Annotated in this window: 8 protein-coding genes; 4 read left to right on the top strand and 4 right to left on the bottom strand. The window is 54.3% G+C overall.

The window, feature by feature from the left end; all coding sequences use genetic code 11:
- Positions 1 to 23 precede the first annotated feature (23 nt).
- A complete protein-coding gene (locus KTH_RS27545) occupies positions 24 to 971 on the bottom strand; it encodes a ribose-phosphate diphosphokinase (RefSeq protein ID WP_111324605.1) in 948 nt (315 codons plus the stop codon).
- Positions 972 to 1,034: 63 nt separating this feature from the next.
- On the bottom strand, positions 1,035 to 2,870 hold the full coding sequence (locus tag KTH_RS27540) for a S9 family peptidase (RefSeq protein WP_111324604.1): 1,836 nt from the start codon (positions 2,868 to 2,870) through the stop codon (positions 1,035 to 1,037).
- Positions 2,871 to 3,180: 310 nt separating this feature from the next.
- Between KTH_RS27540 and ppc the strand changes: the two genes are divergently transcribed.
- The 4 genes from ppc (at position 3,181) to KTH_RS27520 (ending at position 10,501) form a co-directional block, all read left to right on the top strand.
- On the top strand, positions 3,181 to 6,036 hold the full coding sequence (gene ppc / locus KTH_RS27535) for a phosphoenolpyruvate carboxylase (RefSeq protein WP_497622097.1): 2,856 nt from the start codon (positions 3,181 to 3,183) through the stop codon (positions 6,034 to 6,036).
- Positions 6,037 to 6,544: 508 nt separating this feature from the next.
- Entirely contained in the window at positions 6,545 to 7,840 is a 1,296-nt protein-coding gene (gene argG, locus KTH_RS27530; RefSeq protein ID WP_497622095.1) for an argininosuccinate synthase, read from the top strand.
- Between the two features lie 6 nt (positions 7,841 to 7,846).
- Positions 7,847 to 9,244 (top strand): argininosuccinate lyase, encoded by a 1,398-nt coding sequence (gene argH, locus KTH_RS27525; protein WP_497622094.1) that lies wholly within the window; start codon positions 7,847 to 7,849, stop codon positions 9,242 to 9,244.
- Positions 9,245 to 9,247: 3 nt separating this feature from the next.
- Positions 9,248 to 10,501, top strand: a complete 1,254-nt coding sequence (locus KTH_RS27520; RefSeq protein WP_111324600.1) for an argininosuccinate synthase — start codon at positions 9,248 to 9,250, stop codon at positions 10,499 to 10,501.
- Between the two features lie 160 nt (positions 10,502 to 10,661).
- On the opposite strand, the gene tyrS is transcribed toward KTH_RS27520, so the two are convergent.
- Positions 10,662 to 11,864, bottom strand: a complete 1,203-nt coding sequence (gene tyrS / locus KTH_RS27515; protein WP_497622091.1) for a tyrosine--tRNA ligase — start codon at positions 11,862 to 11,864, stop codon at positions 10,662 to 10,664.
- A 318-nt stretch (positions 11,865 to 12,182) separates the two neighbouring features.
- Positions 12,183 to 12,716, bottom strand: a complete 534-nt coding sequence (locus KTH_RS27510) for an adenine phosphoribosyltransferase (protein WP_281278958.1) — start codon at positions 12,714 to 12,716, stop codon at positions 12,183 to 12,185.
- Positions 12,717 to 12,742 lie beyond the last annotated feature (26 nt).

Here is a 12,742-nt window from a genome sequence, read left to right as displayed (position 1 = left end):
GCAACGGACCCGTTACCGTTCTCTCAGTAGCGAAACATTTCGCTGATGCTCTCACGATAATGGATACGCCTCATTGCCTCCGCAAACAGCGATGCGACAGAGACCACCTCGATCTTCTGTGAAAAGGTTACCGGCTGGTTCTCTACCGTATCGGTAATAAAGAGCCGCTGAATCGGGCTTGCATCAATCCGCTCAATGGACCCCGGAGTCAGCACCCCGTGCGTGACCGCAGCATAGACCGCCACAGCCCCATGTGCGACCAGCTCCTGCGCCACTGCCGCCAGCGTCCCACCAGAGATCGTGAAATCATCAACAATGACAGCGGTCTTCCCTCGCACATCTCCGATCAGTTGCAGAATACTTGCCTTCTCATCATGCCCGCTCCGCTCTTTATCGGCTATCGCCATTGGAGCCTGCAAACAGGAGGCATACCGGCGGGCCTGCTTGGCAAAGCCCGCATCAGGTGAAACGACAACAATGTTCTCCAGATTCAGCTTCTTAATGCGGTTGCACAGCAACGGCAGCGCGTACAGGTTATCAACGGGCCGATGAAAAAAGCCCTGAATCTGCGGCGCGTGCAGGTCCATCATCACTATCCGATCCGCACCTGCAACCTCTATCGCATCAGCACAGACCCGGGCCCGAATCGAGACGCGCGGCTCATCCTTTTTGTCGCCTTTGGCATAGCTAAAATAAGGAATAACCACCGTCACCGAATCGACACCGGAACGCCTAAAGGCATCTATCCAGAACAGCAACTCCATGAAGTTATCATTGGCTGGAAAGATCGTTGACTGCACCAGATAGACACGTCGCCCGCGCACGTTCTCCAGAATGCGCACAAAGGTATTGCCATCGGAGAAGTGTAAGGTCTCGTTCTTCCCCATGGGGAGGCCCAGATAAGCACAGATACGCGCGGTCAACTGGCGACTTCCACTCCCCGCAAACACTTTCATCGGATCATCAATCATGGAAGATCCCTCAACAGGTGCTTCTGTGGAGGTTCTATTCCTCCACAGAAACCGACGCACCGGTTACGCTTTCTCATAACGACCACCCAGATGTTTCGCCAGGAACTCTTCAGCCCTTGCATAGAATTTCAGGCGATTTTCCGGTTTCGCAAAGCCATGCCCTTCATCGGGGAATAACAGATATTCATACTCGATCCCCTTCTGCTTCATTGCCTCAACAATCTGCTCGGACTCTGCCTGCTTCACTCGCGGATCATTTGCTCCCTGTGCGATCAACATCGGAATCTTGATGCGGTCCACTTTGAAGAGCGGCGAGCGCGATTTCAAAAACTCCTCTTCGGTATCGGGGTTGCCAACTCGCTGATGTAGCATGCTGAGCATCGGCACCCAGTAAGGAGGAACAGTTTTGATAAATGAGATCAGGTTACTGACGCCGACAATATCAACGGCACAGCAGAACAGATCCGGGGTAAAGGTTGCCCCGACCAGCGCGGCATAGCCTCCATATGAGCCACCATAGATCGCAACACGCTTCGGATCAGCTACCCCCTGCTCAACAGCCCAGTTCACGGCATCGACAAGATCATCATGCATCTTACCCCCCCACTCTTTATCTCCCGCGTTCAGAAAGTCCTTGCCATAGCCGGATGAGCCTCGATAGTTGACCTGAAGACAGGCATAGCCGCGATTCGCCAGCCATTGCGCCTCGGGATGAAAACCCCAGGAATCGCGCGCCCAGGGACCACCATGCACGTTCAAGACCAGTGGCAACTGATGCGGATCCTTGTCAACCGGGAGCGTGAGATAGCCATGAATGATCAGGCCATCGCGAGCGGTAAATGAGATCGGCTGCATGCGGGCCAGTGTGTAGTTATTCAGGTCCGGACGATTGTCAAACAGGAATTGTGCCTTCCCAGTCGGGCGGTGATAGGCATAGTAGGGAGTTGGCCCATTATCCAGCGTAAAGCCCACAATCCAGGTTTCATCGGCATCGTCACGACTCAGCAACGCGACATCGCCATCTCTCAACTCCTGGATACGGGCAAAGTCGGCGCGAATGGACTCATCCAGAATGTGCCAGGTATCGCGCTCTTTCTTGAAACAGACGGCCTGTATCTCATGGGTGTCTGGATGCGTAATCACATCGCTAACATCATAGTGTGGGTCCTCGGCCAGCACCTCAAGCTGTCCGTCAGCCAGATTCATTTTCACCAGGCGGCCGGCATTGGCATCGCGTGCGTCGAGCAAATAAAGCCCCTGTCCATCATGGGTAAAGCCAAGCGGAGAGCTATTCTGAGTCTCCTCGCTGCTCCAGCTCAACAACAGACGCCACTCGCCCTCCTCAGTGTCACGCACCAGCATATCAGCGCCACCATCGGGCCGCATGCCCATTGCACCACGAACCTGCAATCGCATATCAGCCACCCAACCGATCACGTTCCCGGGATTCTTCGCGGCCAGTGTCAATTCTCCTGAAGCCAGGTTCAGCCGATAGGCATCTGAGATCTGCGGGTTCTCCTTGTTCAGACCGACTACCATCTGCTCGGGGAAATGCTTGTCATAATAAATCACCTGTGCCTGTACGCCCTCAAAAGGAGTTAGATCACGAGTTTCGCCGCTCGCGATATCGGTGATATACAGGTGCCAGTTCTCATCGCCGCCTTTATCCTGTATATAGAGAATAGAGGAACCATCCATACTCCATATATAGAAGCGAATGTTGCGCTCTGTGTCACGGGTCACCGGTCGAGCATCATCCTGCCCGATAGTGCCTACCCAAACGTTCAGCACATCATTTACCGGGGCCAGATACGCCATTCTGGTACCATCAGGCGATATCTGCGGGCTCGATTGAACTGGATTGCCAAAAAGAACGGTACGGGGAATCAATGACGTCATCGTATTTCTTTATTCCTCTCTGAGATTGTATGGGTCAAGCAGCCGGTATCTCACGGTAGAGGATCGTAATATCTATTATACCACGTTCTTCATCTCACGAGGCTCTTGCCACAGAGCGGCCACTGTCTCCATCCCTATTGTACAAAATCTTGCCGGTTCAAGAGAAAAGCGCCGCTCCTGGGGCTCACCTCCTTCTGGTATGATAGAATGAGAAAAACAGGTCACAATGAAGGGCTAACATGTATGGCAATGACCGCCTTACCGACAATCACTTGAACAGAAAAACAAAATGTTCTGGTAGAGGAAAAAGATGTCAGACCATGAAAGTCGTCGCGAAATTGACGCCCCTCTGCGCGCGGATATTCGCACACTGGGAAATGCTCTCGGCGAGGCGATCCAGCGGTACGGGGGTCCCGAAGTATTTAACACTGTTGAGGGTCTACGCCAACGGTGCAAACGGCTCCGCGAATGCACAGAACGCCAGGTCGATGCCACACCAGAAGAGCAAGCCCGGATTGAGGCTGAAATTCGCCGTCTGGATGAGGAAATCACAGATCTCGTCAATGGCTGTTCACTTGAACGCGCCATCGATGTGATTCGCGCCTTCACTATTTACTTCCATCTGGTGAATACCGCCGAGCAATATCACCGCATTCGACGTCGGCGCGCACATGAATTAAGCGAGCAGAGCACCCCACAACGCGGTTCTCTCTCGGCTTTGATCGATTTTTTCAAACAGAACAATTTATCCGCGGAGGCCGTTCAACAACTCCTGAACGAAATGTCCATCGATCTTGTCTTTACGGCCCATCCAACAGAAGCAACGCGTCGTAGCCTCATCACCAAGTCAAGCCAGATTGCTCACCTGCTTGAAATCCAGGATCAGCAGAAGACTATGACCCCACGGGAGCATAGCCGCTGGCAACAACAGCTTGAAGGGACCATTGACCTGCTCTGGCGTACGGACGCCGTTCGACGCGTGCGCCCACAGCCCATTGATGAGGTCAAAATGGGCATCTATTATCTGGATGAGATCCTGTTCGATGCTCTGCCCGATCTCTACAGCGAGTTTGAAGAGCTGCTCCAACAGAGCTATCCCGGTGTAACCGTGCCCTCATTCTTGCGGCTTGGTTCCTGGATTGGTGGCGATCAGGACGGTAACCCCTATGTGAGCGCGACAACCATGCATACAGCCCTGCGACTGCAACGCGAACATATTATCGAGCAGTATCGCACCAGTATCGAAAAACTGGCCGCCGAATTCTCGCAGTCACTCTCCTATGTCCGCATCACACCAGAGCTTCAGCAGTCGCTGGACTATGACGCGCAGTGCATGCCGGACTATGATCATGAACTCGGCCCCCAGACAGCGCTTGAGCCATACCGCCGTAAGCTCTCGTTTATCTGGAAGCGCCTCGGCGCAACCCTTGACCGGCACAATGGCAACGTCGCTTACCAAACAGCAGAGGAACTACACCGCGACCTGCTCCTTGTTCGTGATAGCCTACGTGAGAATGGCGAAGAGGCACTCACCAGAGGCCGCCTCGGTCGCCTGCTCAGACAGGTAGAGCTCTTCGGCTTCTACTTTGTCGCCCTCGATGTGCGCCAGCATAGCGAACGCCATGCCCGCGCTCTGGCCGAACTACTTCAGGTCACAGGACTCTGCGAACAGGATTACAGCCAGCTTGAGGAAGCGGAACGCCTGCGCATTCTGGAAATGCTCTTGCGTGATCCGCGCATCCTGACTCGTCCCGGTCTGCAACTCAGCGAGGATACATGGCATATCCTGCGCACCTTCCAGGGAGTCAAGCAGGCACGGGACGAGTATGGGAAACGCGTCATCACCTGCTATATCATCAGCATGTCGCACTCACTCAGTGATTTGCTGGAGGTACAGTTTTTCTGTAAGGAAGCAGGCATTGATGATCTCCCCATTGTGCCCCTTTTTGAGACGATTGATGATCTACATGCCTGTACACAAATACTGGAACAGGCCTTTACCCATCCGAACTATCGCGCCTATCTGCGCAACTGTCAGGATCAGCAGCAGGTCATGCTTGGCTACTCGGACAGCAGCAAAGACGGCGGTATTCTGACCTCTGGTTGGGAGCTCTACGAAGCACAGCTCCGGCTGACAGAGCTTGGCAAACGCCACCAGATCGGGATCACCATGTTTCATGGGCGCGGCGGCGCGATCGGTCGGGGTGGTGGTCCGATCTATGAAGCGATCCTCGGCCAGCCTCCCGGGACGATTCATGGCCGTCTGCGCATTACTGAGCAGGGCGAAATGCTCTCCTTTAAGTATGGGCTCTACGAGATTGCGATTCGTAATATGGAACTGGTCATCGCTGGCGTGGCACGCTCCAGTATCCCGGATGAGCACATCATTGAGACGCAGGTGCATCCACGGGCCACCGAGGAATGGCGTAATACTATGCAACTGCTCTCGGCGAATGCGCATAAACGGTACCGCGATCTGATCTACAATGATCCATCCTTCCTGAGCTTCTTTGAGCAGGCAACGCCGATTCTAGAAATTGGCTGGTTGAATATTGGCTCACGCCCGGCACGCCGCACCCGGGGCAACACCATTGAAGACCTGCGCGCTATTCCCTGGGTCTTCTCCTGGATGCAGAGCCGCTACGTGTTGCCAAGCTGGTATGGCGTTGGTGGCGCCCTGGAAGAGTTCATCAGTCAGCAGCCCCAGCGACTCGGGCTGCTGCAACAGATGTATCGCCAGTGGCCGTTCTTCCGTGCCTTCCTGGACAACCTGCAAATGACGCTCTCCAAAGCGGATATGCATATTGCGCAACATTACGCCTCGCTGGTCAAAGATCCAGCGCTCCGAGACCGGATCTCGCACACTATCCAGGAAGAATATGAGCGTACCAGAAGCCTGGTTTGCCAGATTGTCGGCGGAAAGGAACTGCTCGACACCGCACCGGTGTTGCAGCAATCGATCAAGCGACGTAATCCCTACGTCGACCCCATGAGCTACTTTCAGGTCGCGCTGCTGCGCCGCTTACGCGAACTGGGCGGCCCGCTGATGCTTGATCGTGAGGCGGAAGCCACAGCCAGCACAGAAGAGAAAGAGCGCATGCGCCTGACCTACGCCGTTCTACTGACAATCAATGGTGTAGCCGCTGGTTTGCGTAACACAGGCTAGACTTCTACTGGATCCAGATTGAGAAATAGTGAATGTGGGAACGCGCGGCACCGCAAAACCGCCGTCCCCACATTTTCCTGGTCCCCCCCATTGACATTTGAAAAACAGACATGTATTATTAAAAGCAAGTTCCAACTACACAAAATAGTAGACTGACCCGCGTTGAGCGAAAGTAGTATGAGTGTAGCGGCCAACAGCGATCCGAAGCAGAGTGAGAGTTCGGAAAGGTAATGCGCCCTCAGAACGCGTTCGCGAGCGGCTACCGAAGAAAACCATACACTGGTAAGTAGGTAAGACGGGTGGTTCCCGTGCAGCAATCAACCATAAAAAGCGGTCTTTCGACGTCTACTCTCCCGAGCAGAACCAGAAAGACAAGTAGGGTGGCACCACGGGTGTGTGCAGGACAGGCCTGACACTCTCGTCCCTTCAATGTCAGTGACCGGAAGGGGCGGGACAGGCAGAAAAGTCCACTCCTTCCACGAGCATCACGTTTGAAGGAGGTACACACATGGCGGTTCACGATCAGGACAACACAGCCACGACCACCACGCATGCCCTCAAACTGGCATTGAACAAACTCAACACCGTTGATGTTCCCCAGAATCATACGATCGCGCTTGCTTACTCTGGCGGCCTGGATTCAACCCTCTGCGTCAAACTCGCTGAGACCAAATATCATGCGGCACAGCTTTATGCGATCAGCGTTGATGTTGGCCAGGGAGCCGATGAGCTCAACACCAGCATAAAGCGAGCACAACAGCTTGGTATCACCCCCATTGTGATCGATGCGAAGCAGGAGTTTACCGAGTACTGGCTGACCAAAGCCATTCAGGCCAATTCCGACTACAACGGGTACCCGGTTTCCACCTCGATGACCCGCCAACTTATCGCGGCAAAAGTGGCCCAGAAGGCGCTGGAACTGGGATGTGATGCTTTGATGGAAGGCTCCAGCGGCAAGGGAAACGATCAATACCGCATGCATAACGTCTTTGCCCTTTTCGCTCCTGGCCTGCCAACCTTTGTGCCAGTGCGCGACTTTGACCTGACTCGCGGTGAAGAACAGCTTTTGATCGAACACTACGGTATCCAGGTTGAAGAGTTGATCGCAGGTGGTGATGACAAGACAATGTGGTGTCGCTCCATTGCCAGCGGCGGCATTGACCTTGATACCCGGCTTCCTGACGAGATCTGGATGTGGCTTGTGCCACCCGCCAAAGCGCCAGAGACCCCGACGACCATTACCCTTACCTGGCAAAATGGGCTTCCCATTGCCCTCAATGGGGATATCTTGCCCCTTGATCAGATCATCGAGCAACTGAACGTCATCGGTGGCGCCAACGGTATCGGCAAAATTGACCTGTTTGAAGACGGCATCATGGGGCTAAAGTCCCGCGAGATCTATGAGGCTCCTGCCGCACAGATCCTGCTCAAAGTCCACCGTGACCTTGAGCTTTATTGCCTGACCAAAGAAGAAATTCAACTCAAGCGCCAGCTCGACGCCCAATGGTCAAAGATGGTCTATCATGGGGAGTGGTTCCACCCGCTCAAAGACGCGATTGATGCCTTCATCGCCTCGACACAGAAGGTAGTTAATGGCGAGTATGTGATTGATCTCTACAAAGGCAACATTGATATCGTCTCCCGCTCATCAAAGAGTGGTCTCTTCTTTCCCGATGTGCGCTCGATTCACAGCGCCAGCTTTAACCAGAAAGAATGCGCCCCCGCCGCTCATCTGCGCGGTCTGCCCTTTGAGCTGATCGCACGCCGAAACACGCTGGCGGGCCTGGTGCCAGAAGGAGCATAAAAGTTCATGAGCAAGTTATGGCAGAAGGGCTACAGCGTGAACGAGCAGGTTGAGCGCTATGAGGCCGCCCAGAACAGCGTGCTTGACGCTCGCCTTGTGCGCCACGACGTCTGGGGAAACCTTGCCCATATCGCGATGCTTCGGAAGATCGGTATTCTTACTCCCGAAGAGCATCAGCAGTTGCACGAGGCTCTGTGCACAATCCTTGAGCTGGATGAGCAACAGCAATTCACCATCCAGCCCTCTGATGAAGATGTCCATACCAGTATTGAAAATTTCCTGGCAGCGAAAACCGGAGCAGCCGGAAAGAAGATCCATATGGCCCGATCGCGCAATGATCAGGTACTGGTTGACATGCGCCTCTACAGCAAAGAGCAGCTTCACCTTGTCGGGCAAAAACTGCTTGCGCTGGCGCATTCGCTGCTGATCTTTGCCCGCAAGTATGAAGAAATCCCGATGCCCGGCTATACCCATATGCAGCGGGCGATGCTCTCTTCGGTTGGCCTGTGGGCTGGCTCCTTTGCGGAATCGCTGCTCGACGATGAAAAGCTACTCTCCGCAAGCTACGAGCTTGCCGATCAATCGCCGCTTGGTTCAGCCGCTGGCTATGGGGTTCCCATCGGGATTGATCGACAGTATGTGTCTGATCTGCTCGGCTTCGACCATGTTCAGAATAACGTGATCTATGTTCAGAACAGTCGTGGCAAGGTCGAAGCGGCCATTGTACAGGCACTCACTCAGATTATGCTCGACCTGAGCAAGCTCGCACAGGATACACTGCTGTACACAACGGTCGAGTATGGCTTCTTCCGGGTGCCGAAAGAGCTCTGCACGGGAAGCAGCATTATGCCACAAAAGCGCAATCTTGGTGTGATGGAGCTGGTACGCGCCCGCGCCCAGACCATGCTTGCCTATCAACAGCAAATCCTGGGCATTATTACCGGACTTCCTTCCGGCTATAACATGGATTATCAGGAGACCAAGCTTCCCTTCATGGAAGCGCTGGACCTTGTACAGGATGCTCTGGATATCTGTAAACTGGTGGTCGATAACATCACCGTGAACACCGAGCGAGCAGTTGCAGCCTGCACCTTTGAACTGTTCGCCGCTGATCGCGCCTATGATATGGCGAAGGAGGCAAATATGCCATTCCGCGACGCCTATCGTATTGTCGGCGCTGAGGTTATTGCGCAGCTTGAACGCAACATTCCGTTTCCGGTCGAGAGCCAGGTGCAACTGTTAAAGCGCCTGCAAGCCCGCAGTCATCTGGGAGCCTCTGGAAACCTCGGTCTGGAAAAGACACAACAACACCTGCAACAGGCCAAAGAGGCCTGGGCCGAACGAGAAAACGCGTTCACTCAGGCAATTCAGCAGCTTGTTGGCGGCACCTTTGTGGAGGAGTAATTCATGTCAACCGTTGTTCTGGCCTATTCCGGGGGACTCGATACCTCGGTTGCCATCCGCTGGATTAAAGAAAAGTATGATCTGGACGTTATCGCGGTCACGATAGATGTCGGCAATGAACGCGATCTGGAGTCGATCGCAGCCCGTGCGAAGAAAATCGGCGCCGTCAAAGCACTGGTCATCGATGGCCGCGATGACTTCGTGCGCTACTTTGTCTGGCCCGCTCTTCAGGCCGGTGCGCTCTATGAAGGGCAGTATCCACTTGCAACCGCGCTGGCTCGCCCGTTGATTGCCCGCCTGCTGGTCGAGGTCGCACGTCAGGAGGGAGCCGTTGCGGTCGCCCACGGCTGTACCGGGAAAGGCAATGATCAGGTGCGCTTCGATGTCTCGATCAATACGCTGGCCCCTGATCTGAAGATTATCGCTCCGGTTCGTGAGTGGAGTATGACCCGCGATAACGAGATTGCATACGCGAAAGAGCATAATATTCCCATCACCGTCACCAACGCCAGCCCCTATTCAATTGATCAGAATCTCTGGGGCCGCAGTATTGAATGCGGTGTGCTGGAAGATCCCTGGGCCGAGCCACCCGCCGATGTATTTGCCTGGACGCTCGATCCTGACACAATGGAAGCGAAAGCGCCAACCTACGTTGAGATCACCTTTGAGCATGGCATTCCCGTCGCGCTGAATGGCGAAGAACTGGACGGCGTGACGATTATCGAGCGCCTCAATAAAGAGGCCGGAAACTATGGAATTGGCCGTATCGACCACATCGAAAACCGTCTCGTCGGGATCAAGTCCCGTGAGATTTACGAAGCGCCCGCAGCAGTTGTGCTCCACGCTGCCCACAAGGCCCTGGAAACCCTGACACTGAGCCGCGAGCAGACACGCTTTAAAGAGCTGGTCGCGAACGAGTACGCCCGCCTGATCTATAACGGTCAATGGTATAGCGCCCTCCATCAGGATCTTGCGGCCTACGTCCAGAGCTCACAGCGCTTTGTCAGCGGCACCGTACGTGTCAAGCTCTCTCGTGGCAATTGCGCCATTGTTGGACGAAAATCAGACCATTCGCTCTACGATCATGCCCTTGCGACCTATGATAGCGGCGACCAGTTCGATCACAACGCCGCACTTGGCTTTATTAAACTGTGGGGACTGCCACTGAGTACACAGGCCCAGTCCCAGTTCTTGCCCTCCGTTGGTCTGGAAGGCAACTTACTTGAAAGCGGCAGTAGTAAAGTGCAGGAGAGCTAAACGCCTGAAGCCCCGGGCAACGCATATCACTACTTGATCTCCTTGCTCTGATGCCGGTACTTTTAGCGCCCACACATGCGCAGCACCTCCTTTTCGATCTACGCTGCGCAGGTCACGAGGCCCGGACAACCCCGTCCGGGCTTCGCGGCTTTTTTGGCTCTTAGCACTCCTCGACCCGAAACCAGGTGCGTTTTCCCACGCGAAACACCGCCCCATTCAATGCGCTTACAGGCTGCTCAGGCACCCACAACGTCTCACCATTGAGCGAAACCGCGCCTTGCGTAAACAGCCGCCGCAGCTCTCGGTTACTCTTGCTGCCAGCAAAAAAGCGCTGCAATACGGCCAGTGCGTTATATTCGCCCGCTTCAATCGTCAGCACCGGCATCTCATCCGGTGTTCGACGTGTGGAAAACGTCTCAAGGAACCACTGCTGTTCCTGCTCGGCGACGGCTCCACCATGATAGCGGCATACCAGCTCATACGCCAGCCGGAGCTTGCACCGCATTGGCTCTATGGCTACCTGCGCAGCGAGCTCCCGAAGCTCCTCCGTCGAAACATCGGTATAAACTTCCAGGTAGGGCAGGATCAACTCATCGGGAATGCTCATGGCACGTCCGAACTTGTCGCGCGGGCTATGGCCCAGACCGATGTAGTTGCCCAGGCTCTTGCTTTGCTTGGCCTTCCCATCGATTCCTGGCGTGATTCGGGTTGTGATAATCACCTGCGGGCGCTGTCCTTGCCGCTCCTGATAAAAGCGTCCAAGCATTTCATTAAAGAGCTGGTCCGAACCAATAATTGTCAGGTCAGAGTGCAGCATAACAGAATCGTAGCCCTGCAAGACCGGGTAAATCAGCTCATGCATATGGATGTCCAGTCCCTGCCGTATACGCTCCTGAAACATATCGCGGCCAATCAGACGGGCATGGGTTACCTGAGCCAGCAGTTGTAGCAGCTCCTGAGCCGAGAGAGCATCATACCACTCCGAGTTGTAGCGAATCTCAAGCAAGCGTGGATCATCGAAGCGCAGCACCATCCGTGCCTGCTCAAGAAAACGCTGCATGTTGTCTGCAATCTCTTCCCGTGAGAGCACCGGGCGCAGCTTATTTCGTCCGGTCGGATCGCCAATGCGCGTGGTAAAGTCACCGATCAGGAAGACAGCCTTATGTCCCAGATCCTGAAGCTGGCGTGTCATCCACAGGTTGACTGCATGCCCGATATGCAGAAATGGTGCTGTGACATCAACGCCGTACTTGATCCGAAGCTGCCGTCCAGAACGCAACAGATCCTGAAACTCTTCCGATGAAACCATCGACTCTGTTGTCCTGGCAAAGCGCGCCAGAAGCGCCTGTTCATCCTGAGCCATCAAAAAACCTCCGACAAAAAAGAGCAATAAAAAAGCAGAGGTTATTGCTACCTCTGCCCTCTGTATGGTCTCAGCAGACCCATTTATGTGCGCATGCAACATGCCGGTCCACCCACACAGAGGGCAGATCGGTAATAATAGCAGTAATTCTGTTGATGCATGTCAGCGCACACCTTCATTTGCATACGTTTCAGTATAAAGGGAATAGGAACAGAACGTCAAGCGGGATGCTCGAACGCCCCATGAAAAGCCAGTGCCCGCGCACACCTGCTACGGGCAACAGACAAAAAGTATATGCAACTACCAATACCAGGCGGCCTAGTATTTAATCAGGGCAAAGACATCGTGCCCCTTCAGGTGCTCGCGACCCTTCAAGAAAGACAGCTCAACGAGGAACGCAATACCGGCAATATGGCCGCCGAGCTTCTCCACCAGCTCCATTGCCGCCGAAACAGTTCCACCAGTCGCAAGAAGATCATCAACAATCAGGACACGCTGGCCGGGTTTGATCGCGTCTTTATGCACTTCAACGATGTTGGTACCATATTCCAGCGCATACTCAACGCTGACCGTCTCGGATGGGAGCTTCCCGAATTTGCGTACAGGAACAAAACCGCAATTGAGCAGGTATGCCAGTGGCGCACCAAAAATAAAGCCGCGTGACTCTACGCCCACGACTACCTCAATACCGGCACCGGCATAATGAGCCGCCATACGATCCATAGCAGCCCGAAAAGCAGCAGCATCCTGTAACAAAGGAGTGATATCCTTGAAGAGAACGCCTTTCTGTGGGAAATCCTGAATATCTCTGATGCGGTCTTCCAGGCGGATCGGCTCAGATGGTGACGACATGAGTGAATTTCTCCTTTGCCTTCTAT

Source organism: Thermosporothrix sp. COM3 (genome assembly GCF_059696735.1).
The sequence above is the reverse complement of the archived record's forward strand: the minus strand, read 5'-3'. Positions and strand labels throughout refer to the sequence as shown.

Excerpts from the sequence above, each read along its gene's own strand:
- argG (WP_497622095.1), top strand. The coding sequence starts at position 6,545 with ATGGCGGTTCACGATCAGGACAACACAGCCACGACCACCACGCATGCC.
- KTH_RS27545 (WP_111324605.1), bottom strand. The coding sequence starts at position 971 with ATGATTGATGATCCGATGAAAGTGTTTGCGGGGAGTGGAAGTCGCCAG.
- ppc (WP_497622097.1), top strand. The coding sequence starts at position 3,181 with ATGTCAGACCATGAAAGTCGTCGCGAAATTGACGCCCCTCTGCGCGCG.
- KTH_RS27510 (WP_281278958.1), bottom strand. The coding sequence starts at position 12,716 with ATGTCGTCACCATCTGAGCCGATCCGCCTGGAAGACCGCATCAGAGAT.
- argH (WP_497622094.1), top strand. The coding sequence starts at position 7,847 with ATGAGCAAGTTATGGCAGAAGGGCTACAGCGTGAACGAGCAGGTTGAG.
- KTH_RS27540 (WP_111324604.1), bottom strand. The coding sequence starts at position 2,870 with ATGACGTCATTGATTCCCCGTACCGTTCTTTTTGGCAATCCAGTTCAA.
- tyrS (WP_497622091.1), bottom strand. The coding sequence starts at position 11,864 with ATGGCTCAGGATGAACAGGCGCTTCTGGCGCGCTTTGCCAGGACAACA.
- KTH_RS27520 (WP_111324600.1), top strand. The coding sequence starts at position 9,248 with ATGTCAACCGTTGTTCTGGCCTATTCCGGGGGACTCGATACCTCGGTT.